Source organism: Pseudomonas sp. CFBP 13711, from assembly GCF_014842265.1.
In the GTDB taxonomy this organism is placed as follows: Bacteria; Pseudomonadota; Gammaproteobacteria; order Pseudomonadales; family Pseudomonadaceae; genus Aquipseudomonas.
Genome location: NZ_JACYVI010000003.1, coordinates 1 through 24,385 on the forward strand (window position 1 = coordinate 1; position 24,385 = coordinate 24,385).

Here is a 24,385-nt window from a genome sequence, read left to right on the forward strand (position 1 = left end):
TTATCTGCCACCGACCGTTTACGAACGGACGATGGCCTTGAAACCACCTATCGAGGTGTCCGGAATTAGTTGACCACTACAGGCGTCACGCTGCAAAATTGAGGGCGCAAACACCGGCCTCTTCCCGGCTAAAGCCGGTCCCACTAACGGATCGCGTGCATCCAGAAAAACCGGCGGTGACCTCGACTGTGGGACCGGCTTTAGCCGGGAAGGCGTCAGGTGCGTCACACCGCAAACTGATGGAGTCCACACCGGCCTCTTCCCGGCTGAAGCCGGTCCCACTACAAAGCATCGTGTCCAGTGTAGGACCGGCTTTAGCCGGGAAGGCGTCCGATCTCGCACCGCACAACTGATGGCCTCACCGAGATGGGCGGATTTTCCTGCACCACCCCCAGGACGAGGGGTTGGTGAAAGCGTCACGCATCTGCCCGGCCGTTATCCTGCGGGCATCGGCGTCAAAAGCGAGCGCGGTTCGCAAAGCAGGCCAACCATGCCTGGGTAAGTGGCGTGGCGGTTTCAACCCGGCTTCCAGGTGCTGATCACGGGCCTGATTCGAAGGTAGATGCCGGAAGGGGTGTCTGCCGCTTGCCAGTTCGTAGATCACACACGCCACCGCGTAGACGTCAGCATTTGTCGAGAGCTGTTGGTGCTCAAGCACTTCAGGGGCAGCGTAGCCCGGGGTCCAGGCATTGAAGCGCTCTCGACTCAAATGCGGCAGGCCGGGTAATACGCCCTCCTCGGCCCTGCCAAGACCGAAGTCGAACAGGCGCACGCCCTCTTCACTGAGCATGATGTTGCTGGGTTTGATATCACCGTGAACCACGCCGCGAGCGTGGGCGAATGCCAGTGCGTCCAGCAACGGCAGAACGATCTCGCGCAGCTCTTTCCATGGCAGTCCCAGCGGCCGCTCACAGAGCATTTTGTCCAGCGTCAGGCCTCGCATGAGCTCCATGGTGATGAAAGCCCGCGCGCACGAGGTGTCGACATGAAACCCGTGCACACGCAGCACGTTGTCATGCCGCAGGTATCGGGTCAGGCGGAACTCGCTGTAGAGCACTGCGCTGGCGTCCGGCGACTCGGCGAAGTCTTCGTTGAGGACTTTGAGCGCGACGTAAGGATCGGGATCTCCGTACTGCTCGGCCAGCAGATCGCGCGCACGGTAAACCGCTCCCATGCCGCCGGCACCGAGCAGGCGTTCGATGCGGTAACGACTTGCCAGGACAACGGGCATTGCGCTCATCCCTGCCGAGATGCATACCCGAGCCGTTTCAGGTTTTTGAGACCGGGCGAAGGCGAAGTAGGTGAGGTCTACGGGCGGGTCATCGCCGGCGGGAGCAGCCGGCGCCTGCCCATCGGGATCTATTTGCAGGGGATCAGTCATCCGCGAATCACCACAGCCGTCAGGTTATCCCGGGCAGCGCCGCGCAAGGCGTCATCGAACAGGCGCTTGAGCGCTGTTTCCGGCTGAACGTAATTCAATGCGTGACCCAGCGCATCGCTACTCAACCCCTGATACAAACCGTCGCTGCACAGCAGGAACGCATCGCCCGGAAACACCTCAAGCTCCAGCACCTCCAGCGTCAGTTGCTCGGCAGCGCCCACCGCTCGGGTCAAAGCGTGCGCACCCGGGTAGGCGCAGGCCTGGCGAGCATTCATCTGTCGCTCGTCGATCAGTTGCTGTTGCAGGGAATGGTCTCGGGACAGCTGATACAGCCGCTGGCCGCGCCACAAATAGCAGCGGCTGTCACCCGCCCAGACACAGGCCGCCCGGCTTTCCTCCATCAGAAGTGCGACCACCGTGCTGCCGATGATGCTGTCCTGTCGGCCTGCACGGACGGTCAGCTCCTGGCCCAGCCGCCGGTTCAGCCAGTGCAGGCACTGCCTAACGCCGATAAGCCTGTCATCGAAGTGATCGCGCACTGGCAGCTCCGCCAGACTGGCGACGATCATCTGGCTGGCGATATCGCCTCCCTGATGGCCGCCCATGCCATCGGCAACCACCCACAGCCCCCTTTCTGGACACTCCAGAAACGCATCTTCATTGCGCGCTCGAACCTTGCCGCTGTGGGTCCGCGCAGCGCTGTGCCACTGGCCGGCGATCGCCATCAGAGTTGTGCCGGCATGCGGAAGCTGCGCAGCACGCTCATGTCGAAAGGGTTGGGCGAACGCTGGCTCGTCAACAGGTAGCTGGCACGCAGACCACCGACATCGGCCTTCAGTACCAGCACGTCGCGACCGGTCAGCTCCTCCCGTTGCATTGAATCCAGCAGACGGAACAGCGACCACGGCCCTGAGCTTTCTTCGATACCCAGGGGTCGGCCAACCATTCTGTCGAGCACCAGACTGGTTCGACCGGCCTGCGCATCGGTGGGCCATTTGAATGACACCGGGACAATCGGACCGTGGCGGTATTCAAGGGTCTTGTCACCCAGCTTGAATTCGGACCGACTGACAGAAGAGTCCAGGGTATGGGGCTCAAGTTTGAACTGCACCTGAGGCTCGGCCGGGTTGTGGGCGAAGAACCCCTGTCGGATGACTCGAGCGGCGGTCATCTGATCAAGATACGCCCGGGAGATCGGCAGGCTTTGCCCGTCGATACTGCGCAGACGATAACTGCCTTTCTCGCCACTCACGAACGGACGCAGGAATCCGTCGAAGAAGCGGTCTGTAACGCCCTGAACCTTGAAGAACTCGCGAAAATCACTGAGTGCGACATCGCTGGCACTGTCAGCGCTGAACGGATAACGCTTGCTGATCGCCTTGGCGTAAAAACTGTACACCTCGCTCTGGTAGTGCTGGTTCACGTGTTGATAGGCATCGCGAAGCACCAGCCGCCACGCGTCTTCGGCCAAGGTGTTGAACCACGCGCCCACCGGACGCGGCAGGCGACTGGATGCCGCACGCAAAGTGCCCAGCGCATCCCGCTGTCCGCCCATGCGTGACTTGGCCATGTCGAACGCAGCCTGCTCCGGCGAGCTGGCCCTGCCCAGACTCGCCATCTGCAGTTGCAGCTCATTGAGCACCGCCAGAACAGGTATCAGGTCCGCCGTCGGGCCGTCTTTTTCGTCGAGCAGGCGGTGCAGCGGATCGAACCGGTTTTGCAGTGATTTGCGTGCGGTGTCCGGGACGGATGCACTCAACGTTTCGGAAGCTTTGCTTGACGCAGCGACCGCCAGTTTGCCGGCTTTGCCACCCTTATCCGGCAACTGCGCAGTGGCATCGACGGCGTTTGTCAGTGCCTCGGCTAAAGGTGTGAAACGAGTGTTCTCCCGTACTTCCCTGAGCAGATTGATGACCGGCGAATGGGCCGACGTCAGGCCAGCCAGTTGCTCGGCACTGTCGGCAAAATCGTAAGGCCCGGGCAGCTCGACCGCGCTCACCGCCTCGCCCCAGTAATCAGCGTAATCACGGAAATAAAGCTGCTCCAGTTCAACCATCAAGCGCCGCATGTCCATGTCGCTGAGACCGGAGCCTTCGCCCAGCACCCAATTGTCCCGCAGGATATCGGTCACCACCCGGGCGCCGTGCACCGAAAAATACTGCTCGTAGCCCTGCCGGGTGTAAAACCCCGGAATCACATAATCGGTGCCGACGAACAGCGCTGCCTGCGGCCCGAGATGCTGGTCGAAACTGTAATCCGGCAAGATCGCCGCCTGCTCGCGCAGCATCCGGTAGACGACGTTCGCCAGCGACTCACCACGCAGCACCTGCCGGGCCTGCACCACGCGCTGTTCATTGAGGCCATGGACAAACGGTAGCTTCAGCAACCGTTCGAAGTGGGCGTTCAGACCGTTTTGCGCAGCGGCGTCGCCGGGGTACAGCTCGGACCAGACAGCGGCGACCTGCTCCTTGAGCCACGCCGCATCCCGCCGGTCTTTCATGCCCAGCATCAGATAGGCACGCAGGCTTTGGAGAAGCCCCTCGCGATCGTCAAGGCTCGCGGCGATCTGCCCCTCCAGCATCGTCGCTACCTGAGGCAAGAGCAGCCGTTCAAGCTCGCGATCGTAAGCGCTTTCGACCACCGGATTGACCGCTTGGCCTTGATAAAGGCCGCCGCGCGTCTGGTAACCGACATCCTCTTTGCCAGGGAAAACCCGGGTCGCCGCATAGCCGGTGTCCAGCACTTTCAGCGCTGCGAAAAGGTCATCCTGGACCGCGGTCGCCGACCGCTGCTCGGCCCAGGTTCTGGCAAGGGCGCCCAGGCTGTCCAGACGTTCATAGTTGCCGGAAAAACTCACGGCCCAAAGGCTGCCGAACAGCGCGAGTGACGCCAGTGCGCCTGCGTATAGCGCGCGCTGGGCCCAATGGATACGGCGGCGCTCGCGCATGTCCAGGCCCGCAATGTCAGCCTCGGGGAAGATGACTCTGCTGAGCAGGTGATTGATGAAACGCGATCGGCCCCTCCCCAGTGTCGGCAGCGTTTCTGTGCTCATCCCGGGACTGGCACCCCTGCCGACAGCGGGCGAGTGCATGTCCTGTTCAAAGCCTGGCGCGCTGGTGAGATAGAAACCGCGCAGCTGGCTCGCCAACTGGTAGCGATTGCCCGTGAACGCCAGTTCCACAAACACGCACACGCGCTCGCCGATTCCGCTGAGTTGATGGGGTAAGTCGAGAATGCCGCCACGGCGCGAGGTATCCCGCTCTTGATGGATGCGGGTGATCACCTGACTGTTGAGCCGAACCAGCAATTCGCCGAATTCGTTGCGCAGCATGGCGGCGTCAGTGCCGCTCTGCCCTTTACTGAAGGTGGTGCCGAGGACCTGATCACTTTCCTCCCGGGTCAGTTGATCGAAAAACGCGTCGAAGCCCGGTAGGCTGTCGGCCTTGCTCAGCACAAGATAGACAGGCACCTCGACATGGAGCTTCTGATTCACCTCCTGTAACCGCGCACGCACCTGTCCCGCGAGGGTCTCCAGTTCAGGATCACTGCCGTGGAGGAGCGTGTCGACAGGGAGCGTGACGAGTACGCCGTTCAGAGGGCGGTTGCGGCGATATTTGCGCAGCAGATCAAGCAGCGTGCACCAGGCACTGCGGTCGATGTCGGCGTTCGGCTGGGTCAGGTAACGGCCTGGGGTGTCGACGAGCACGGCATTGTTGGCAAAATACCAGTCACTGTGGCGAGTGCCTCGGGTGTCGCGGGTAAGTTTGCGCCCGACTGTGTTGAGCGGAAACTCGAGCCCTGAAAACTCCAGCAGGCTGGTCTTGCCGCTGCCCTCGGGTCCGATCAGCAGGTACCACGGCAGCTCGGTGCGCCAGTGTTCGCTGCGGCCGCGATACAGGCTTGAGGTCTTCTGCGTTTTCAGCGCGTCCTTGAAACGCGTCGTCAGTTCAGCCTGCTCCTCGTCGATCTGATCGTCGCGCAAGAGGCGCGCCTGACCGTCTTCGCTGTCCTCGACCGCTTTCTTGCGCTCCCCGGCACGCCAGCTGACATACACCATGGCAAGGCCCCAGAGCAGGAACAGCGAACTGATGGTCAACAGCCGGGCGCTTGAACCCTCCCAGAACTTTCGGTCGTCAACCGCCAGGAGCGGCCCGACGAACCAGACCATCAGCGCCACGAACAACACCAGCAGGAGCGTCCACACCCACGTCTGACGCAGAAGCGCGCCGGTTTTCTTGAAAAGGTTTTTCATCACACGTCTCTGTTTACGGCGGCGGCTTACGGCTGCGGCTTTGATTGCACTTGCCGCTGCGATTGCGGGTGAGCGGCAGGCTGATCGAACAGCTGATAAGGTTGAAGGACGGCCTTGCGGTGCTCGCCCAGCACCCAGGCGAAGCCCGAATACATCACGATCAGACACACCAGGGTGAAGCCCATCACCATCCAGCCGGGCACGATGCGCACCAGGCTGCGGCGCTGTTGGTTCAGGCCTTCCCAATGGGGCGACAGCTCGCGAGGCGCATCACCGCGCAGCTGGCGAACCTGCCGGTAAATCGCGTCGCGAATGCTCTCGAGCTCCTGCACGCCACGGGTCTGCACCCGGTAGCGGCCCTCGAAACCCAGAGACAGGCACAGGTACATCAGTTCCAGCATCGACAGATGCTTCACCGGGTTTTTCGAGAGTCGATCCAGCAGCTGGAAAAACTTTTCCCCACCGAAGGTTTCCTGGTGAAACCTGCTCAGCAGGCTCATCTGCGACCACTCGCTTTCGTTGCCCCGGCCGCTCGTTACCACGGCCTCATCCAGAACAGTGCAGAGCACATAGCGGGCGCCCGCGACCTGGCTGCTCTCGGCACCGTTGTGCAGCGCGCGCGCTTCAAACGATTTCAGCACGTGGGTCAGGTGCTCATGCAGCGCGGCCATATCGTGAGGAATGTCACCGCTTCTGAGCCGTACAACCTCGGACAACAGCTCCGAGGCAGCGGCAACAAGCGGGTTCATGCCGACATTGAACGTCTGCGCCGGTCGCAGGTGCGCGGCGTAGATCATGCGTTCTTCCAGTTGTTCGAAGCGCGGCGGCGGCGTGGAATCAGTCATCGGCTTCGACGCCGGGCCGTGCCCCTGTCGAGTGACCAGGACGGTTTTGTCGTCCTGTTGATAATCGCTATCCCTGATCATGGCGTTCAATTCCTGATGGCCCAGAAGTTGAGTTCAAGCTCGGCAAACTCGCCGGACACGTGGAACGCGAATCCGCCGGAGCGCTCCAGCTGCGCCAAGTCTTCGGAGCTGAGTTCAAGGACGAAGTAGGTTTTTTTCGAATGAAACGCAATTTGCCGCGGCGCCACCGGTAACGGGGTGAGCTTGATACCGGGCAAGTGCAGGTTCACCAACTGGCGGATACGTTCCACCGGTGCAACCTTGAAATGCGCGGGCAGACGATGGCGCAGTTCCTCGGAATCGCAATTGGCACTCGCCGCCAATACAAAGGAGGCCGAACCCAGCAACGTGCGATCGTGCAGCGGCGAGACGGTGATGCCGTATTGACGCGGCTGTAGCACCAGTTCGATGGCGTGTTGCTCCAGCACCATCGACAGCATCTGCCGAAGCGCTTCCACCAATCTGCGAAAGCTTTCCCCTTGATCGCTGTGGCGGTAGCGGCTGTCCAGGCGCGGCCGCTTGCTGTCACTCGAGAAGGTCGCCAGATCGCCCAGCAGGGTCAGCAACGCGCGGTAGAGTTCTTCCGGATGCACGTGCTCCAGACCTAGGTAGTGACGCAGCAGCAGTTCGGCACGATTGATCAGCTGAAGCATCATGAAGTCGCCCATTTCCGCGCTGGCGACCGTGCCGCTGGAGCGGATGCGCTCGGCAATGCTGTCGCCCCGATGGCTGAGCATGCTGATGACTTCCTTCAGGCACGACAGCAGATAGGCGGAAGCATGGGACTGAAGGTAAGTCGGTACGAAATCCGGGGCGAGACTGACCACGCCGTCAGGGGTTGTGTCGAGCACGGTGCAGATCTTCAGCTTGACGTAAGCGTGGTCGCTCTGCTCTTCGCCCAAGAGCAATCTGAAGTCGGGACGGCCGCAGCTCACCTGACAGATCGCGTCATCACCTGCATTTGAATCGGCGACTTGCGTTTCATACGCGGTATAACGCGCCAGCACATCGGACTGCTCCGGTCGCCTGGCTTCCACGTGATTGCCGGTGACCAGCGGCAACGCCAGATAAACAGGCGTGTTGACGGTATTGGGCGGTATGTCGAGGGCCAGCGACTGCGTGTTGCCGCCCAACTCGAACACGCTGCCGTCAGGCAGGATGCCCGACGCCTGACTGATCACCAGTTTCCCCATGTTCAGAAACTGCAGATCGATCTCCAGCGCCAGGAATCCCCAGGCGTAGCCACCCATTAACCGAGTACGGATTTTCAGCTGGTGGTCGTAATACCGGTCGTTGTGCTGGAAATGCTGAGGACGTAGCAGCATGCCCTCCTGCCAGATGACTTTGTGCGTATTCATGGCTGGTCAACCGCCTCGGCAAGCGCTTCAGGTGAAGTCCGAATGCCGCTTTCATCAAGGGTCAGATCGACTTCGGTGGCGGTTCGCGGCGGGAGGTGAAGCGTGGAGCGCCACGAGGCTTGTGACAGGTCGCGGTACGCCGCAACTACGCCGACATAGCGACTGCCCTTCTGCACACTGAGCTTGAGCTCGACCGTTTCGCCCGGACGCAGCTCAAGCTCCTCGGTGGCGACCATGTCGGGGGCCAGTGACTCTCTGGCCCGCTCATACAGGCTGAAAAAATCAGCGTTCTCGAAGGCCACCGCGTGTTTGAGCTCGTACAGGCGGACCACGATCGGTGACGGACGACCATTCAGATCGGGATTCAACTGATCACTGGCCTTGAGCCTGAGGTTGAGTTTGGTGAGGTGTGAATACGGCGATAGCGTCGAGCAACCTGCAAGGATGAGCACGGCAATCAACGCGGTCAGCGCGTGTAGAAAGAAAGTTGTACGGCGAAACATGCGCTTCATCCCTGATGATCAGTGTGGAGGGTGGAAATCAGACGAATCTGCTCTTCATAGGCTTGGGCGAAATCTCGCGCCAGCAGGCGTTCGCTCCAGTCATTGTCCTGACGCAACGCCTGGTGATAGCGGCCATAGGCTCTCCAGCGACTGCCGGAGGTCGCGAGCAGTGGAGGGTTGTCGCGCTCGAATCGCAGGGTGAGTTGCTCCGGTGAAAAATGCTCCAGCGTGGCACGCGTTGTCGCCCGACAGGCGGCCAGCAAGGCGACCTGGTGCGCCTGCACGTCATGGAAGGCTCGGCTTACCGCCAGCTCGGCGGGCAGTTGCCCGGGTTTACCAGGTCGCAACAACGCCGACAGGGCTCCGCCCGCATCGACCGCTGATTTCAGCGGGTTGCGCTGGGCGCCCTGCACGGTGGTCTGCGACAGCCGCAATTCATTTTTCAACTCGCTGCGCGTTTGCAGGTTCTGCTGCAGACCGCCGACGCACTGCCTGAGCAAACGGCCGGCATTGATCGCCAGCGCCTCCCGGGCATCCTGATCAAGCCCGTCGAATTCGAGACCCAGCGCGTCGGAAAACCGGGTCCAGAAATCGTCGGTCTGGCGTTCGGTCTCAACGGCGGCTGGCGCGGGTGCTGGAGCGGGGTGTGCTGCAGGATCTTCGACCAGCTCTGGCACGCGCAGGCTTTCCATGTCCACCCGGGCATAGTCCGCACGCTGTGGACCGTCCTTGATGGCGGCAGCTGGCGAAATCAGTTCGTCGATGTCCGAGTGGACGCGTTCCTGCTGGTCGAGCGCGCTCAGCGGGTCGAGGTCCAGAAACGAGTCGTCGGGGATGATGCTGCCGGCTGCACAAGTGCGACCCACGTCACCGTCAAACGAGGTCGGCTCACGCATCAGTCGGGCACGTAGCTCGAAATCGCCCATTACATACAGACTGCCATGCTCGATGCGAGCAGCTTGCCCCTTGGGCAGACGCACCCTGCTCTCCCCACTCAGCACGCCATTGCTGCTGGTATCGGTGAGATAAAAGCTGCCATCGCGGTAGCTGATCGTGATGTGGTGGTGGGACACGTGCCGGCTGCGGTCGGGAATGACCCAATCGCAGTCCACCGCCCGTCCGATCACGCCGCCCGCCTGCCTGAAGGTCTTTTGGCATTGCTCCGCAGGCACAAACTGCCGGGTGCTCAGCATTTCGAAAACCAGTTCCACGGTGGTGCTCCTTGTGGTCAATTACCGCGGTTGGCTGCCTGCGGATCACCCAGCGGGCGATAGGTGTTGTCGTTGAACTTGTAATTGCCGCTGCAGCCCGAGACGCCACAGAGAAGAACAAGGGTCAGCAGAACAGCTTGCCGGTGACGAGCGAACATCAGAGGATCTCCAGAGGTGAGCACAGGGCGCCGTCGGATGGCGCGATGGAAAGCGAGCGGGAAAAAAATCGTTCGTGCCTACGCATTGATTTCACCCAGATTGATATTGAGGCGGCCAAGGCGGTACAGCAGCGTTCGCCTGGGCAGCCCAAGCTCGCGCGCGGACAGGCTCTGATTACCTTCGTTTTTACGCAGGCAATCGAGCAGCAGGCCGCGTTCGACCTGCTCAAGGCGTTCGCGCAGACTCAGGCGGGCAGCACCAGGGGCAGCATCCGCGCGGAGGGTGAAATGTTCGGGAAGCAATTGGCCTCCTTCGCACAGCAGAACGGCACGTTCGACCAGCCCCTTGAGCTCGCGAACGTTTCCGGGAAAGGCGTACCCGGACAAGTGATCGAGCGCCGCGTCAGACCAGCACAGAGCATCCCGTTGCAGAAATGAGCAGGCCTTGTCGGCGAAATGCCGGGCGAGATCGACGATGTCATCGCCGCGCTGGCGAAGAGCGGGCAGCTCGATGGGGAATTGTGAGAGGCGGTAGTAAAGGTCCTCGCGAAAGGTGCCTTCGCTCACCATGGCCAACAAATCCCGGTGGCTTGCTGCCAGGATGCGCACGTCTATCTTGTGCGTGTCATTGGAGCCCAGCGGGCGTATCTCTCCCTCCTGCAGCACGCGCAGCAGCTTGGCCTGCAGAGACAGCGGCATGTCGCCGACTTCATCGAGCAACAGGGTCCCGCCGTTGGCTGCATCGAAGAGTCCGGCGCGATTACGCAGGGCGCCGGTGAACGCCCCCTTGCTATAGCCGAACAACTCGCTTTCCAGCAGGCTTTCAGGAAGTGCCGCGCAGTTCTGCACGATGAAGGGCTGCGAGCGACGCGGACCGTAGTCGTGGATGGCGCGTGCCACCACTTCCTTGCCGGTGCCCGTTTCTCCGCGCAGTAAAACGGTATACGGGCTGTGCAGGACTTTACTGATCATCGAACAGGTGTGGCGCATGGGCGCGCTTTTGCCGATCAACCCATAGGCGCTGATGCTTGGCACACTGACGCGCACGGGTGGTGAATCATCGGTACGTCGTCTCAAGCGCTGAAGCAGCTGCAATTGATGCAGCACGAACGTGCCCAGTCGACCAAGGGAGTCGGCAAAAGCCTGCAGCTCCAGGTGTCGACTGCTCGCGCAGACGAGCAAGCCTTCCACCGCCTGTTGATCACTGACGATGGGCACACACAGCAGGGACTGCCAGGGCTTCGCTCCGGGCGGCAGGAAACGGGTTTCGTGCAGGCTGCCCGGCAAATCGACGAGGCACACAACGCGGTTTTGGCACAGCGCAAACTGCAGCAGTTGCTCACCGTTGTAATCGGTTGGCAGGCTCTGAGCCTCACGGGGTTGCACGCTGCCCTCAAGGCACTCGGCAGTCATGCCCAGACACGTATGGGTCGCGTCCAGCAGATAAAGCTGAGTCAGCTCGCAACCGCTCAACTCGGCGAGTCCGAGCACGAGCCCGCTCAGCAGCGCGGCATCGTCCGCTGCGCGTGCAAGCCGGGCGAATTGCTCCAGTAACGCTTCCGCATAGGCCAGCGGTTGCGGCACCTGAATGAACATAGCGCCCACCTCAGGCAAACTCGCAGGTCACGGCGGCTTCAACATCAAGCGTTGCGTGCACAGAGGTGAGACGCTGGCCTGCGGCCATGGCGTCGAGCAGCCGGTCAGCCACCCGGGGCAGAACGTGAAGCTCCAGCAAGTGGTCGATCAGACGTGCGCCACTGTCGCCTTGGCTGCAGCGTTCAGCCAGTTGATCGACCAGCGCCTCGGAAAAGGTGAACGTCAGCTGGCGACGGTTCAAGCGCTCGCCCAGACTGCGCAATTTGATCTCGATCAGCTCACGCAGCACCGACCCGCTCACCGGGTAGTACGGGACGACGCGCATGCGTGCGAGCAGCGCCGGTTTGAAATGTCGCGCGAGAACCGGACGGATATGCTCCTCAAGCACCTGCGCGGAGGGACGCGCGCCGTCGGCGCAGAGGTGACTGATGAGGTCGCTTCCAAGGTTCGAGGTCATCAGGATGAGCGTGTTGCGGAAGTTGATCTCCCGCCCTTCCCCGTCGTTGGCCACGCCCTTGTCGAAGATTTGATAGAACAGGTTCAGGACGTCTGGGTCAGCTTTTTCGACTTCATCGAGCAGAACCACGGAGTACGGCTTCTGCCGCACCGCTTCGGTGAGCATGCCACCTTCGCCGTAACCCACGTAGCCAGGCGGCGCGCCAATCAGACGCGAGACGGTGTGCTTCTCCTGAAACTCGGACATGTTGATGGTGGTGATGAACCGCTCGCCGCCGTAGAGCAAATCGGCGAGCGCCAGCGCGGTTTCAGTCTTGCCGACACCACTCGGTCCGACCAGCAGGAACACACCCACGTGTGCATCAGGTTTGTTCAGGCCGGCTGCATTAGCGCGCATCGAACGATCAAGGGCGTGGACCGCTTGCTCCTGACCGCGAATGCGGGTGCGCAGGTCAGTTGAAAAGCTGGCGATTCTGGCGTTGTGTTCTCGCGCCAATTGCGCCAAGGGCACGCCGGTCCAGGCGCTGATCACTTCGGCGACAAGACGCGGGCAGACTTCAAAGCTCACCAGCCTTTCTTTGGCCTGGGCTTGGGTCAGCGTCCGGTGAGCCTCGTGGAGGGCGGCTTGCAGGACTTCGATGCTGTGTGTGTCGTCGGCATCACGGGCCTGCGCCAGTTGCTGACGCAAGTCCAGCAGGCGCTCGGCCAATCCTTTCTGTTCCAACCAGAGCGTTTCGAGAGCAAGGCTTTCTTCATCCGCAGCGCGCAAACGGTTTTCCAATGCATCCAGTGCCGGATGATCGATGGGCAGACCGGCTTCGGCGTCACGACGCAGCGCCTGATGCTGGCGGCTGCCTTCGGCCAGTTCGCTGCGCAGACGCTCAAGGCATTGCGGCGCAGCGGCGAGGCTGATGCGAACGCGCGCGCACGCCGTGTCGAGTACATCGACGGCCTTGTCCGGCAACTGGCGCCCGGCGAGATAGCGAGCGGACAACTCCGCGGCCGCCACCACCGCATCGTCACGCAAATAGATGCCGTGGCTTCCCTCGTAGACGTGAGCGAGGCCCCGCAGAATGGTCACCGCCTCATCGACGGTCGGTTCGTGCAGCCGCACTGGCTGAAAGCGACGGGCCAATGCCGGATCTTTTTCGATGTATTTTTTGTACTCGGTCCAGGTGGTCGCCGCGATAGTGCGCAGTTCGCCGCGTGCCAGGGCAGGCTTGAGCAGGTTGGCCGCATCGGAACCCCCTGCATCACCGCCGGCGCCGACCAGGGTATGGGCCTCGTCGATGAACAATATGATCGGCCTGGTCGACGCCTTGACCTCGTCGATCACGCCCTTGAGGCGCCGCTCAAACTCCCCTTTGACGCTGGCGCCGGCCTGCAACAGCCCCATGTCCAGCGAAAGCACTTCAACGCCCTTTATGGCCCGGGGCACTTCCCCCGCGACGATGCGCGACGCCAGCCCTTCAACGACAGCCGTCTTGCCGACACCCGCCTCCCCCACGAGGATCGGATTGTTTTTCCGTCGGCGAGCGAGAATATCCACCATTTGCCGAATGGCCTCGTCACGGCACAGCACCGGGTCAAGTTTGCCGTCTCGGGCCTGTTGGGTGAGGTTATGGGTATAGCGCATCAGCAATGACTCGCCGGCCGTACCGTGTTTGCCCGAGTCGGAATGCTCCTTCTGTGACAAGGCGAATGCTTTCAATCGCTCGGTATTCAGCCGGGCAAGCAATGCCTGATAGCGGCTGCCTGCGTAACGCACGGGGTTGCGCAACAGCGCGAGCACCAACGCCCCTTGATCGACCAGGGTCTGACTCAGTTCGAGGCTGGCGACCAGCAACGCATCCTGCAGCCACTGCACCAGTTCCGGCGCAAACACCGGGTTGCGCGAGGCGCTGCCTTCCATCCGCGCCTGCAGCACCGCGCCGAGTTCACCGGCGTCTATATCGGCATCCTGGAGTGCGCGGGAAAGAAGGCCCTGCGGGCGTTCCAGCAAGCACAGCAACAAGTCTTCGACGAGGACCTTGCTGCCGCCCCTTCCCACACAGCGTCCGGCAGCGTGCTCCAGGTCGCGTCGGCATTCGGCGTCGAGCGCCCGGATAAGTTGTTGCAGATTGACGTTAGTCATCGTTGGGCTGTCCTTAATGATTTGCTCCCCAGGGTCACCACGCCGTCCGCGCGTTCTCGGCCCAGCCAGCTGGTCCATCCCAGTCGACACGCGTTCTGGCCCGCCAGGCGCAGTTCGCGAATTTCTTCACGACGCAGCGCCAGGCGAACGTCGTAATCAAGCGGGTCACGCAGCGTGAATCGCACCAATGCGCACAGCGGTTGGTAACCCGCGCCGATCGGCAGGAACTCGTGAAAGCGCTGCCAGCCAAGCTCTCGGATATGAATACGGAACTTGCCACTGCGGTCCCGAACGTGTTCGCCGAGCACCAGATCCTCGCCTAGCAGGGTGTTGGCCCGGCCAAGGCTGTTGCGCTGCTCTTCGAGAATGTCCACGCGGCGCTCCATGCATTGCTCGATCGTCAGCTCTGCGTGTTTGAAGTAGTACCGCAGCACGGCCTCGATCAGCGCTGCCGAGTGAGCGCGCAGGCTAAGCAAACCCAAGTAAGGCAGCAGTCGCTTCCAGTTCAACTCCCGTGCGCTTCGAATCTCCTCGCTGCCCAATCCGATCAGCGCGAACAACTGCGACGAAAACGGATCGATCGCGCCGCTTTCAAAACGGGCGTGGTAGCGGTATTTCTTCCAGATCGGCAGCATCAGCCGATGCAGGCGATGGTGGAACAGATCGAGGAACTGGCGGGTCGGATTGCCCCCCTCACCGTCACCCAGGGCTTGCTCGCTATAGAACGCAGGCAAGGGTGATCCAGACCCGACAAGCCCCAGGAGGTTGAAGCGCAGGCGTGCACGCATCAGCCCGGATTCTTCAAAAAACTCCACGCGGTCCACATCGCTGCCCGGAAAACCAAGGCTCGGATTGGCCTGAAACTCCAGCTGGTCATACAAGTCGTCATCGCTCAGACGCGGGTGTGCAGTGCGCAGTCTGTCGATGACCAGCAACACGACCTGAAACAGTGAGTATTCGCGTATGCCTCGGGTCAGCCCGCTCAAAGCAGGGGCTGCAGGCCCATACGGGGTGGCCATTGGTACACCTCTCCTTGTGTGCTTTTTACGCGCAGCTCGTGATACGAATTGAGGCTGGCGTAAAGTGCAAAAAACTCGTTGAGAACGGAGGCGAACACAAACACGTCGCCCTCGCCGATATAGCCTTGCGGGTCGATGGTCAGCTCGGTGCGCAATCCGCGGACCGGCAGCCCTCTGTGCAGCCGGTCGACATGCTGGTGCCTGATCGACTTGAGTCCGCCCAGCAGGCGCTTGCTGACCTTTTCAGCGTGCGGGTCGTAATAGCGCGGCAGGTCGTAGGTTTCGAGGATCACCTTCAAGGCGTTTACGTCCGCGAGGGACAGGTAGTTAAGCGACATATTGCTGATCAGCTTCCACAGGAAGTCTCGATTCAGCGGCGGCGCATAACTGGGTGTGGCCGGGGTGATATTGCGGAAGGTCAGAAACTCAGGTGTCTGTTCGCAGGCGATGCAGATGTCGCCGAGCTTGAGCCTGCGCGGCAGGTTCTGGTTGGTGCACATCATCTCGATCGACAACGTTTCAGAGGCTTCGGTGTGACGGATGCCGAAGCTCAGGTAGGTGTCGAGGCCGTCGTGCAACGACGATGAACGCTGACGGATGCTGTAATGCGGACGGCGGTTCGGCACATCGAAACTGGGGTCATGCTCGAAGGATTCGAACGGCACGTAGGCCTCGTAACCCAGGCCACCGGGCTTCCAGCCGATCACCGACTCGATCGAAAACACGCCACAGTTTTCCATGGCGTAGAGCGCCGGCATCAACAGGTACTCGTCCTGTTTGCCCTCAAGGCGGATCGGCGTGGCATCGTGCTTGAACAGGTTCACGATGGGCGTGCAATGGAGCTTGACGTTGTCCAGTGTCGGTCGCAGGCGCTGGACGCCGCCTTTGCGAATGTCGAATCGCAACTCAAGCCCGCGTATTTGTTTGAGCGTGTCTTCCGCCAGCGCGGCGAGCAGCTCCAGGCCCTCCACGTCCACGAATAGAAACTTGTCCTGAAAGGCGAAGTATTCCTGCAGGTAGCGATAACCGCGGAAGGTGTTCAGCGGATACGGAATCAGCGCTTCGTCTTCGGCAAACCCCACGGGTTGGATACGATCGCCAGGCATTCTGAATGCCATGGGCATGCCGTTGACGCCGGGTATAGGCTTGCCGTCTCCGTCCAAAGGCACCAACTCGATGCTCTCCAGATTGCGCAGAAGGCTCAGATAGAGCGTCTGGCTGATGTAGCGCTCGCCCGCAAAATGCAGGCGCAAACGGCTCAGGTCCAACTCACCCAAATGGCCTTCGCCGCTCAGTTCCAGCCGCAAGCTCAACAGCGCGCCGTCGCCCTTGACCGAGTACGTCAGGTCTACCAGATCCAGCGCCTGGACATCGGTTGGGTAGCAGGTGCGAAAGCGGCACTGCACGCCATCGACCGGCAGGCTGTCCACCGGCGTATCCCGCTCCACCCTCAACGCAGGCCCTGCCAGCTTCAACGGGTCAAACTGGAGGATGCTGAAAGCCGGCAGCGGCTGCATGTAATTGGGCCACAGCAGCTGCATCAGCGAATGGCTGAGCTCGGGCAGCTCGTCATCGAGCTTCTGCCGCAGGCGCCCCGTCAGAAACGCAAAACCCTCCAGCAACCGCTCTACATCCGGATCCCGCCCGGCCTGCCCCAGAAAAGGCGCCAATGCCGGGCTGCGCTCGGCGAATCGGCGGCCCAACTGGCGAAGCGCCGTGAGTTCGCTTTGGTAGTAGTGGTTAAAGGACATGGTATTACCTTCGAGCGGAGCTGTTTGGTTCAAGGGTGGGCGTTGCGGGAAACCTGCCTGCTAGCCCTTATGTCATCAGGTGAAGCCACGTGCAGTGGGGTCCTGACATCAGCATTTCCTGTGATTGACCTGTACCTGACCGCCACCCTCCAGGCGTGCGGCGAACGAGACCCGACGCTTGAAACCCTCCACCTCCAGCAACCCTTCAATACTGAAGGCGAGCCGAAGCTGATCGTTGTCATGGGGCAGCGCGATGACCTGGACACTGCTCAGGCGTGGCTCGTAGGTTTCGATGAAGACCTCGATAGCGAGCCGCGCTTTCGTTAACGCGTCATGAAGGCTCAAGCGCATGTCATTGAGATCCGGCAGCCCGTAATCGGAAAGCGTTTGTACGCTGCCCGCCCGGGTGCTGAGCATCTTGGCAAGATGGGCAGCCACCGACGCCGTCGCAGCGTCTTCGCGGCTCCAGCCGACGCGCTTTTCTGCATCGCCACCCAGGCGTTCAAAGAGGCTGCCGTATCCAGTCATGTCTTCAAGCCCTTCACTCTTTGTCCAGCTTGCCCACCAGCGACAGGGTGAAGTCGGCGCCCATGTATTTGAAATGCGGGCGCACGTTCATGCTGACGCGATACCAGCCGGGCTCGCCCTCTACGTCACTGACGGTGATCTGCGCGGCACGCAGAGGACGACGACCACGGACTTCGGCGCTTGGATTTTCCTGGTCGGCAACGTACTGACGTATCCACTTGTTCAGTTCCAGTTCGAGGTCGGTGCGTTCTTTCCAGGACCCCAGTTGCTCCCGTTGCAGAACTTTCAAATAGTGAGCAAGGCGGTTGACGATCATCATGTACGGCAGCTGGGTGCCGAGTTTGTAGTTCAGCTCCGCGGCCTTGCCTTCCGCGCTGGTGCCGAAAAACTTCGGCTTTTGTACTGAGCTTGCGGAGAAGAACGCCGCGTTGTCCGAGCCCTTGCGCATTGTCAGGGAGATGAACCCCTCCTCCGCCAGCTCGTATTCACGCCGATCACTGACCAGTACCTCGGTAGGGATCTTGGTTTCGATTTCACCCATGCTTTCGAAGTGGTGCAGCGGTAAATCCTCGACTGCACCACCGCTCTGCGGGCCGATGATGTTCGGGCACCAGCGGAATTTGGCGAAGCTGTCGGTCAGCTTCGTACCGAAGGCGTACGCCGTGTTGCCCCACAGATAGTGCTCATGGCTATTGGCAACGGTTTCCTTGTAGACGAACGACTTGACCGGGTTCTCTTCCGGGTCGTACGGGTTGCGCAGCAGGAAGCGCGGCACCGTCAGGCCCACGTAACGAGCGTCTTCCGACTGACGGAAGCTCTGCCATTTGGCGAACTGCGGGCCCTCGAAATGATCCTTCAGATCTTTCAGGTCTGGCAGGCCGGTGAAGCTTTCCAGGCCAAAGAACCTGGGACCGGCGGCGGCAATGAACGGCGCGTGGGACATGCAGGCGACGCTGGAAACGTACTGCATCAGTTTCACGTCCGGCGAGCTTGGGGACATGAAGTAGTTGGCGATGATCGCCCCCACAGGCTGCCCACCGAACTGACCGTACTCGGCGGTGTAGATATGTTTGTAGAGGCCGGCCTGCATGACTTCGGGTGAATCTTCAAAATCTTCAAGCAGGTCCTCTTTGGACACGTTGAGGATTTCGATCTTGATGTTCTCGCGGAAGTCGGTCCGTTCGACCAGCAACTGCAACCCACGCCATGACGACTCCAGAGACTGGAAGGCCGGGTGGTGCAGAATTTCATCCATCTGGCGGCCGAGCTTGGCATCGATCTCGGCAATCATGCGGTCAACCATTGCCTTCTTGACCGGCTCACCCGCATTTTGCGGTTTGAGCAGCTCTTCGATAAACGCCGACACGCCGCGCTTGGCGATGCCATAGGCATCCTCATCTCGAGGCAAACGTGTTTCGGCGATGATGCTGTCGAGAATGCTGAACTCGCCGGACTCTCTGCTGTGCTGCTGCGATGGTGTAGTACTCATGGTGTTGGCTCCTTGGCGGGTGGACTCAGGTGTCCTGGGCGGCGGCATTCAAACCCAGCTCGCCGAGCACGCGACCGCGTGACTCGTCATCGGCGAGGACGCTTTCGATGGCCTTGCGGAAAGCAGGCGCGTTACCCAGCGGTCCTTTGAGCGCCACCAGGGCGTCGCGCAGTTCCATGAGTTTTTTCAGTTCGGGTACCTGGTCCACCAGCGAGGCGGGATTGAAGTCCTTCATCGATTTGACGTGCAGTTGCACCGCCAGCTCTTCATTGCCTTCATCCTCTTGCAGACGGTTTGGCACGCTCAGCGTGAGGCTCAGAGCCTGCTTGGCCAGTACCTCGTCGAACGTCATCTTGTCGATGCTGATCGGCTTGCGCTCTTCGACTTTTCGCTCGTCTTTGCGCAGGGTGTAATCACCGATTGCGAGCAGCTTCAGCGGCAGCTCAATCTCTTCCTGCGCACCACCCGTAGCGGGTTTGAACGTGACATTGATGCGTTCTTTGGGGGCTACCGATCCTTCTTTGGCCATGGCCGTTCTCCTGGTAATTAGGGCCCTTAGGCCTGTTCAAGTACGACTTCGAGGTCGAGGTGGCAGAGCCTGCGATAAACCTCTTCCTTGCGCTCCCGGGCCCCGGGAACCTGAGGAACCAATTCGAAACAGCTGTGCAAGAGCGCAAGCACTTCCAGCGCAAGATCAGGCTCCCAGGCATTGATGCCTGAGTCCTCCAGCGTCAAGTCGAGGGTTTCGAGTTGGGTCCTGGCGAGTTCGTATTTCCTGGCGGTGAAGCACAACCGTGCCAGGGCGAATTGCCAGAAAAATCGTGCACGCCCGCCCTGAGCGCTTTGCAGGCCTTGCTTGAGCAGCTGTACAGCAGCTTTGAGGCCTTTATCGCGCAACACCGAGACCGCGCTTTCCAGGGCGGACTCCCAGGCTGGCTGGTTATCGGCGGTTTCGACTCTGCGAGGCGCACTGGCGGCCTGCAGCCGAGGCATGACGGTGGCACTGACCCAGGCGCGAGTCGCTGGATCCGCAAACGGCGTGCCGTCGTGAAAACGCAGCTCGATGACCTCCGGCAGCCGCTGAATCAAGAGCGCGAATTGAATTTCTACCTCGCGCATTGCCAGCTCGGCGTTCAGCGCGCGCAGGCACTCCCAGGCCATTCGCTGGCCATCGAACCAGAACGGCGCCTTTGCCAGACTCGCCTCCAGCTCGACCAGCAGATCGGCGTAATTGCCCTGATCGTATTGGTCTCGGTAGCACTTGAGCTTGTCTGCCGGAAGCCCGCGCAGCGCGGTGATGTGCTCTGAGTTGCGCTCTGGCAATGCCTCGATTGGCAGCCACAGCAATGTTCGGTTCAGGCGCAACGCGCGCAGGTCGCTGGCTTTTTGCTTGAGCCACCAGGCACACAACGAGCGTGCGCTGTCCTGCTGAAGTCGCAGTGACTTGTGCGCGTCTTTCTCGCTGTCGATCAGCATCGTTGAGGGGAATGACGGGGCAGTAGGCGGCTTGGCTGGCGCGTCAGCACCCCCGACTAGCCCGCCGTCGGGCAGGTTGTCAGTTACCCGCTGGGCCATATTTTTCAAACGCCGGGAGATCGGCAACAGCAAAGGTGCGTCGTCGCCCATGTGCTGGGTAAACACCGCATCAAGGTCTTCGAGTATCTCGACGAGGCGACTGAACAGCGGTAACTGCGCCTTGATTGCGACGTGATCAAAAAGCACGTGCTCAAGGCGGGGAAGGAGCCAGCCGATGGCTGCGGAGCGGGTGCGAATCTTGACGGGATGTACTTCGACCCAGTGGCACATGCAGAGATGGTGAAGAAGCCCTAGTCCTGCCATCAGCCCTTGGAAGGATTCGCGCTGATACAAGGCCCACGCAAGCCAGGCCGCGACGCGAAGATCTTTGGATTGGGTGCGAAGCAGGTGCTCACTTTGTTCACGCACCTTCTGCCAATCGATCTGAACCGTTTCGTGCATGGATTGAGCTTTATTAACCTCGCTTTCCAGCGCCTCGTATTCGTTTGAAAAACGAACGTCTTCGCCCGCGAAGCTCTCTGTGGAGATAGAGGCTTGAGCACTTTCAAGATAATGATCGGACAGTGGAGTTGAATAAGACATTCGAGATCTTCAGTGTAAAACCGCGCCGATTTTAGACAATTAAATTGGCGGGCCTAACGGAATTAGAATAAGGACTAGTTGTGCGGCCGACATGTAACAAAACATCTACCCTTCAGAGGCCGGGAATAATACTCAGCGCGAATAACACTATCAAGCCCTGTATAAACGCGATAACCCCACTCATGTTGTAGGAAGCTTCTTCGAATATACGAGACTCAGGGTAACTTCTTTCATACATCTTCTTTCTCTCGTTGCTAAGGCGGCGGGAAATATCCTGTCCAGCGTTCAGGACCGGGAAATCGCGATCATGCAACAGGTGCAAGGGGGGCGCGTTCTTCCTCAGACAGTCTGCAATCATCCGCGCCCAGCAATGGCGTGAGGCCTCCATGCGCAAAAAACTGCGCACTTCTCCACCGATAAATCACTGAATGAGACTGGCCAGCCCTTATAGAACGGACCCTGCAGGTAAGTGAGCAAGAAGTTGCGCAGCACTGCGCAACTTCTTGCGCAGATTTACGCCACAAAGTCATTCGATAGACGGCAGTGAACCGTTAAACACCCACCAGACCGATGTTTAACATGAACCAACCCTTACTTGGCACGATGCTTGAAATAACACTTCGCCCGCCAGGCAAATTCGCTGGCGGGCATTTTAATTTATGAGGCAAGGAGCATTTTCATGGCGACACCAGCATATATGTCCATAACAGGCACCAAACAGGGCCTGATCACCGCGGGCGCGTTCACCGCAGATTCGGTCGGCAACACGTTCCAGGAAGGTCATGAAGATCAGGTCATGGTGCAAGGGTTTCAACATGAAATGATCATTCCGCGCGACCCGCAGTCGGGGCAGCCAACCGGTCAGCGTGTTCACAAGCCGGTCAAGATCACCAAGGTGTTCGACAAGTCTTCGCCCCTGTTGCTGGCAGCGTTGACCTCGGGCGAACGCCTGACCGAAATCACCATCCAGTGGTATCGCACCTCGGCAGCGGGCACACAGGAGCATTACTACACCACCAAACTCGAGGACGCGATTATCGTCGACATCAAGGACTACATGCATAACTGTCAGGACCCGTCGAACGCCCACTTCACCCATCTGGAAGACGTGGAGTTCACCTACCGCAAGATCACCTGGACCCACGAAGTCTGCGGCACTTCGGGCTCCGATGACTGGCGCTCCCCGGTTGTTGGCTAAGTTCAGCTGACCATCAAAATCCCGGCTGGTAATACTGGCCGGGATTTCTGAGCCTTTGCGGCGCGGGCTCGCGGATTTTGCGGCAGATGCGCTGTCCAACCCCATGTTCGTGGGATCTAGCAGCAAACTCCTCCCGCGTCCTTTCAGCCCGCGACCGCTGTGCTTGCCTGGAGGCTCAATGAATCTGCACACGCCCCTGACCGATGACGCAGGCTCTGCGCCTCAGCAGGACTGGTTCTCACATGAGCACTACGCCCGGATCGGCGAGCTGATTGCCCGGCTCAACACCAGTGACACTCGGGAAAGCGTGTCGCGTTACCACGCCATGGCCGAGGGGTATTTGCTGGGACTGCTGGACAGCTATCACGTCAGCGTCGAGCATCACGACGCCGTACGCCAATACCTGCACAACCTCGCCATTGCGCGGTTGAAGGCGGTCAAACCGAAGCTGCGCAAGTAAGCGGGCGCCGCTCAGCCGATGATGATCGTGCCGGCCGCAATGACCACGCACGCAAGGATCTTGCGCACGGTCAGCGACTCGCCCAAAAACAGATACCCGAGCAAGGCGGCAAACAGCACGCTGGTTTCACGCAGAGCCGACACCGCTCCCATGGGCGCGAGGGTCATCGCGTAAATGACGATGCCGTAAGCGAGCAGCGACACCACACCTCCCCCCAACGCGGCAACCAAACCGGGCCGGACCGTGAACAGACTGCGTGCGTCCCGCAGGCAGATATAAGTGATCGGCATCATTACGCCCCACAGGGCGCACATCCAGGCGGTGTACGCCATCGGCGCGCCGGACAGACGCCCGCCGATGCCGTCGGTCACGCTATAGGCCGCAATGAAACACCCGGTGCCCAGCGCATAAGGGAGGCTGGTCATGTCCAGTTTCCGGCCCTTGAACGCAAGAGAAATAATCCCCGCTGACACCAGTGCAATGCCGATCATCGCGCCGGTCTCGACCACCTCCCCCGCAAATATCGACGCACACAGCGTGATCAGCACCGGCGATGAACCCCGTGAGATCGGGTAGGTTTGCCCGAGGTCGCCGCTGCGGTAAGTACGTACCAGAAACAGGTTGTAGCCGATATGCAGCAGCGCCGAGAGCACCGCGTAAGGCCAGCTCTCCGGCGCCGGGGCGTCCATGAACAGCGCCCCGGCAATGCTGACGATGGCCACCGCCACGCACATGACGGTCATCGACCAGAGTTTGTCGCCACCGCCGCGCAGCAAGGCATTCCAGCTGGCGTGCAGCAAGGCGGCGAAGAGGATTAGCAGGATGATGTGAGTAGGCATGCCCGATAGTAGTCAGTCGACGCCGGGAAACAAAAGCGACGTTTCTTCATCCAGCCATGAGTAAATAATCATGCCTCAGCCGTAGGTCTTCCCCGCCGCTGTCGACTCATCGAGCAGCCAATCGCGAAAACTGGCCACGTGTGGTTGGGTTTCCACCCCCTTCGGGCAGACGAAATAGTAGGCCACCGGCGAGGGAAACGGCACATCGAACAGCCTGATCAAACTGCCGTCACGCACCTCTTTTTCCACATGCCCACTGCGAACGAGGGCGATGCCCTGCCCTAACAAAGCCGCCTCCACGGTCATGTTGGTATCGGGAAAACGCACGCTTTCCTTCAGCGAAGTCACACCCAGGCCGATGTTCTGGAACCAGACTTCCCATTTTGGCACCAGGTCGGAACCGTCCCGGGCCAACAGCGGGTAACGCAACAACTCGCCCGGCTCTCGGGGCATGCCGAAGCGCTTGAGCAAGTCAGGGCTCGCCACGGGAAAAATGTGTTCCCTGAACAAAAATTCCGAGTGCAGCGCGGGGTAGTTACCGCCACCCAGACGGATCGCAACGTCGGGATCGCCGCTGGCGAACTTGATGGCGGTGTCTGTGCTGTCTAGCGTGACGAGGATTTCCGGGTGCAACTGGGACAGATTGGGCAAGCGCGGCAACAGCCATTTCAGCGCGTAGGAATAGGTCGTACTGACCTTGAGCCTGACACGGCCGTTCTCTTCACGCAGGTCCGCAAGCGTGGCCTCCAGGTTCATGAAAAACGTCCGCACGATCGGCGCCAGGGCGGCACCCGCCGGCGTCAGGCTCAACGTCTTGCCGCGCTGAAACAGCTGCACGCCCCAGATGTCTTCAAGATTTTTTAATTGGTGACTGACCGCACTTTGGGTAACGTGCAGCTCTTCGGACGCGGAGGTAAATGTCCCGTGACGGGTGGCGACTTCGAAGGCGCGCAAGGTGGCGGTGGGTGGCAGGTCTCTCATCTCATCGGGCCTCAACGGGTATGAACGGAGCCGCCCACACCATGAATG

Annotated in this window: 20 protein-coding genes; 2 read left to right on the top strand and 18 right to left on the bottom strand. The window is 60.5% G+C overall.

Annotated features, from left to right (window positions below; translation table 11 throughout):
• Positions 1-358: 358 nt before the first annotated feature.
• The 16 genes from IFT47_RS07130 to tssA all read right to left on the bottom strand — a co-directional run bounded on the left by IFT47_RS07130 (position 359) and on the right by tssA (position 20,859).
• Entirely contained in the window at positions 359-1,381 is a 1,023-nt protein-coding gene (locus IFT47_RS07130; RefSeq protein WP_192172614.1) for a serine/threonine-protein kinase, read from the bottom strand.
• Positions 1,378-2,106, bottom strand: a complete 729-nt coding sequence (locus IFT47_RS07135; protein WP_192172613.1) for a PP2C family protein-serine/threonine phosphatase — start codon at positions 2,104-2,106, stop codon at positions 1,378-1,380. Before IFT47_RS07135 ends, IFT47_RS07130 begins: the two co-directional genes overlap by 4 nt.
• Positions 2,106-5,633, bottom strand: a complete 3,528-nt coding sequence (tssM, locus tag IFT47_RS07140) for a type VI secretion system membrane subunit TssM (RefSeq protein ID WP_192172612.1) — start codon at positions 5,631-5,633, stop codon at positions 2,106-2,108. Before tssM ends, IFT47_RS07135 begins: the two co-directional genes overlap by 1 nt.
• A 26-nt stretch (positions 5,634-5,659) precedes the next feature.
• Positions 5,660-6,559 carry a type IVB secretion system protein IcmH/DotU gene (icmH, locus tag IFT47_RS07145; protein ID WP_192172611.1) on the bottom strand — a complete coding sequence of 300 codons (900 nt, stop codon included), beginning with the start codon at positions 6,557-6,559 and terminating at the stop codon, positions 5,660-5,662.
• A gap of 5 nt (positions 6,560-6,564) precedes the next feature.
• Complete coding sequence (gene tssK, locus IFT47_RS07150) at positions 6,565-7,896, bottom strand: type VI secretion system baseplate subunit TssK (RefSeq protein ID WP_192172610.1); 1,332 nt, start codon at positions 7,894-7,896, stop codon at positions 6,565-6,567.
• Positions 7,893-8,399 carry a type VI secretion system lipoprotein TssJ gene (gene tssJ, locus IFT47_RS07155; protein WP_192172609.1) on the bottom strand — a complete coding sequence of 169 codons (507 nt, stop codon included), beginning with the start codon at positions 8,397-8,399 and terminating at the stop codon, positions 7,893-7,895. The genes tssK and tssJ overlap by 4 nt, the downstream gene beginning before the upstream one ends.
• A gap of 5 nt (positions 8,400-8,404) precedes the next feature.
• The gene (gene tagH / locus IFT47_RS07160) at positions 8,405-9,610 is read right to left on the bottom strand and encodes a type VI secretion system-associated FHA domain protein TagH (protein ID WP_192172608.1); all 1,206 of its coding nucleotides are present in this window, start codon (positions 9,608-9,610) and stop codon (positions 8,405-8,407) included.
• 17 nt (positions 9,611-9,627) lie between these two features.
• Positions 9,628-9,768, bottom strand: a complete 141-nt coding sequence (locus IFT47_RS07165; protein WP_192172607.1) for a type VI secretion protein — start codon at positions 9,766-9,768, stop codon at positions 9,628-9,630.
• A gap of 78 nt (positions 9,769-9,846) precedes the next feature.
• Positions 9,847-11,364, bottom strand: a complete 1,518-nt coding sequence (locus IFT47_RS07170; RefSeq protein ID WP_192172606.1) for a sigma-54 interaction domain-containing protein — start codon at positions 11,362-11,364, stop codon at positions 9,847-9,849.
• A gap of 10 nt (positions 11,365-11,374) precedes the next feature.
• A complete protein-coding gene (tssH, locus tag IFT47_RS07175) occupies positions 11,375-13,954 on the bottom strand; it encodes a type VI secretion system ATPase TssH (RefSeq protein ID WP_192172605.1) in 2,580 nt (859 codons plus the stop codon).
• Positions 13,951-14,973 carry a type VI secretion system baseplate subunit TssG gene (gene tssG / locus IFT47_RS07180; protein ID WP_192172604.1) on the bottom strand — a complete coding sequence of 341 codons (1,023 nt, stop codon included), beginning with the start codon at positions 14,971-14,973 and terminating at the stop codon, positions 13,951-13,953. Before tssG ends, tssH begins: the two co-directional genes overlap by 4 nt.
• Positions 14,937-16,724, bottom strand: coding sequence for a type VI secretion system baseplate subunit TssF (gene tssF / locus IFT47_RS07185; RefSeq protein WP_192172603.1), 1,788 nt, complete (start codon positions 16,722-16,724; stop codon positions 14,937-14,939). Before tssF ends, tssG begins: the two co-directional genes overlap by 37 nt.
• A 108-nt stretch (positions 16,725-16,832) precedes the next feature.
• A complete protein-coding gene (gene tssE / locus IFT47_RS07190) occupies positions 16,833-17,252 on the bottom strand; it encodes a type VI secretion system baseplate subunit TssE (protein WP_192172602.1) in 420 nt (139 codons plus the stop codon).
• A gap of 13 nt (positions 17,253-17,265) precedes the next feature.
• Complete coding sequence (gene tssC / locus IFT47_RS07195) at positions 17,266-18,741, bottom strand: type VI secretion system contractile sheath large subunit (protein WP_192172601.1); 1,476 nt, start codon at positions 18,739-18,741, stop codon at positions 17,266-17,268.
• A 25-nt stretch (positions 18,742-18,766) separates the two neighbouring features.
• Entirely contained in the window at positions 18,767-19,270 is a 504-nt protein-coding gene (gene tssB, locus IFT47_RS07200) for a type VI secretion system contractile sheath small subunit (RefSeq protein ID WP_192172600.1), read from the bottom strand.
• Between the two features lie 26 nt (positions 19,271-19,296).
• Positions 19,297-20,859: a type VI secretion system protein TssA gene (gene tssA / locus IFT47_RS07205; protein WP_192172599.1), complete on the bottom strand. Its 1,563-nt coding sequence runs from the start codon at positions 20,857-20,859 to the stop codon at positions 19,297-19,299.
• Between the two features lie 679 nt (positions 20,860-21,538).
• Between tssA and IFT47_RS07210 the strand changes: the two genes are divergently transcribed.
• Positions 21,539-22,057, top strand: a complete 519-nt coding sequence (locus tag IFT47_RS07210; protein WP_192172598.1) for an Hcp family type VI secretion system effector — start codon at positions 21,539-21,541, stop codon at positions 22,055-22,057.
• 178 nt (positions 22,058-22,235) lie between these two features.
• Positions 22,236-22,517: a hypothetical protein gene (locus IFT47_RS07215; protein WP_192172597.1), complete on the top strand. Its 282-nt coding sequence runs from the start codon at positions 22,236-22,238 to the stop codon at positions 22,515-22,517.
• Between the two features lie 11 nt (positions 22,518-22,528).
• On the opposite strand, the gene IFT47_RS07220 is transcribed toward IFT47_RS07215, so the two are convergent.
• Together IFT47_RS07220 and gcvA are read right to left on the bottom strand one after the other, a co-directional pair.
• Positions 22,529-23,356: a DMT family transporter gene (locus IFT47_RS07220; RefSeq protein WP_192172596.1), complete on the bottom strand. Its 828-nt coding sequence runs from the start codon at positions 23,354-23,356 to the stop codon at positions 22,529-22,531.
• A 75-nt stretch (positions 23,357-23,431) separates the two neighbouring features.
• Positions 23,432-24,337 (bottom strand): transcriptional regulator GcvA, encoded by a 906-nt coding sequence (gene gcvA, locus IFT47_RS07225; RefSeq protein ID WP_192172595.1) that lies wholly within the window; start codon positions 24,335-24,337, stop codon positions 23,432-23,434.
• Between the last annotated feature and the right edge of the window lie 48 nt (positions 24,338-24,385).

Coding starts and splice junctions, on each gene's coding strand:
- tssM (WP_192172612.1), bottom strand. CDS start 5,633: ATGAAAAACCTTTTCAAGAAAACCGGCGCGCTTCTGCGTCAGACGTGG.
- IFT47_RS07220 (WP_192172596.1), bottom strand. CDS start 23,356: ATGCCTACTCACATCATCCTGCTAATCCTCTTCGCCGCCTTGCTGCAC.
- IFT47_RS07130 (WP_192172614.1), bottom strand. CDS start 1,381: ATGACTGATCCCCTGCAAATAGATCCCGATGGGCAGGCGCCGGCTGCT.
- IFT47_RS07215 (WP_192172597.1), top strand. CDS start 22,236: ATGAATCTGCACACGCCCCTGACCGATGACGCAGGCTCTGCGCCTCAG.
- IFT47_RS07135 (WP_192172613.1), bottom strand. CDS start 2,106: ATGGCGATCGCCGGCCAGTGGCACAGCGCTGCGCGGACCCACAGCGGC.
- icmH (WP_192172611.1), bottom strand. CDS start 6,559: ATGATCAGGGATAGCGATTATCAACAGGACGACAAAACCGTCCTGGTC.
- IFT47_RS07210 (WP_192172598.1), top strand. CDS start 21,539: ATGGCGACACCAGCATATATGTCCATAACAGGCACCAAACAGGGCCTG.
- tssH (WP_192172605.1), bottom strand. CDS start 13,954: ATGACTAACGTCAATCTGCAACAACTTATCCGGGCGCTCGACGCCGAA.
- tssK (WP_192172610.1), bottom strand. CDS start 7,896: ATGAATACGCACAAAGTCATCTGGCAGGAGGGCATGCTGCTACGTCCT.
- IFT47_RS07170 (WP_192172606.1), bottom strand. CDS start 11,364: ATGTTCATTCAGGTGCCGCAACCGCTGGCCTATGCGGAAGCGTTACTG.
- tssA (WP_192172599.1), bottom strand. CDS start 20,859: ATGTCTTATTCAACTCCACTGTCCGATCATTATCTTGAAAGTGCTCAA.
- tssB (WP_192172600.1), bottom strand. CDS start 19,270: ATGGCCAAAGAAGGATCGGTAGCCCCCAAAGAACGCATCAATGTCACG.
- tssJ (WP_192172609.1), bottom strand. CDS start 8,399: ATGTTTCGCCGTACAACTTTCTTTCTACACGCGCTGACCGCGTTGATT.
- tssF (WP_192172603.1), bottom strand. CDS start 16,724: ATGTCCTTTAACCACTACTACCAAAGCGAACTCACGGCGCTTCGCCAG.
- tssG (WP_192172604.1), bottom strand. CDS start 14,973: ATGGCCACCCCGTATGGGCCTGCAGCCCCTGCTTTGAGCGGGCTGACC.
- IFT47_RS07165 (WP_192172607.1), bottom strand. CDS start 9,768: ATGTTCGCTCGTCACCGGCAAGCTGTTCTGCTGACCCTTGTTCTTCTC.
- tssE (WP_192172602.1), bottom strand. CDS start 17,252: ATGACTGGATACGGCAGCCTCTTTGAACGCCTGGGTGGCGATGCAGAA.
- tssC (WP_192172601.1), bottom strand. CDS start 18,741: ATGAGTACTACACCATCGCAGCAGCACAGCAGAGAGTCCGGCGAGTTC.
- gcvA (WP_192172595.1), bottom strand. CDS start 24,337: ATGAGAGACCTGCCACCCACCGCCACCTTGCGCGCCTTCGAAGTCGCC.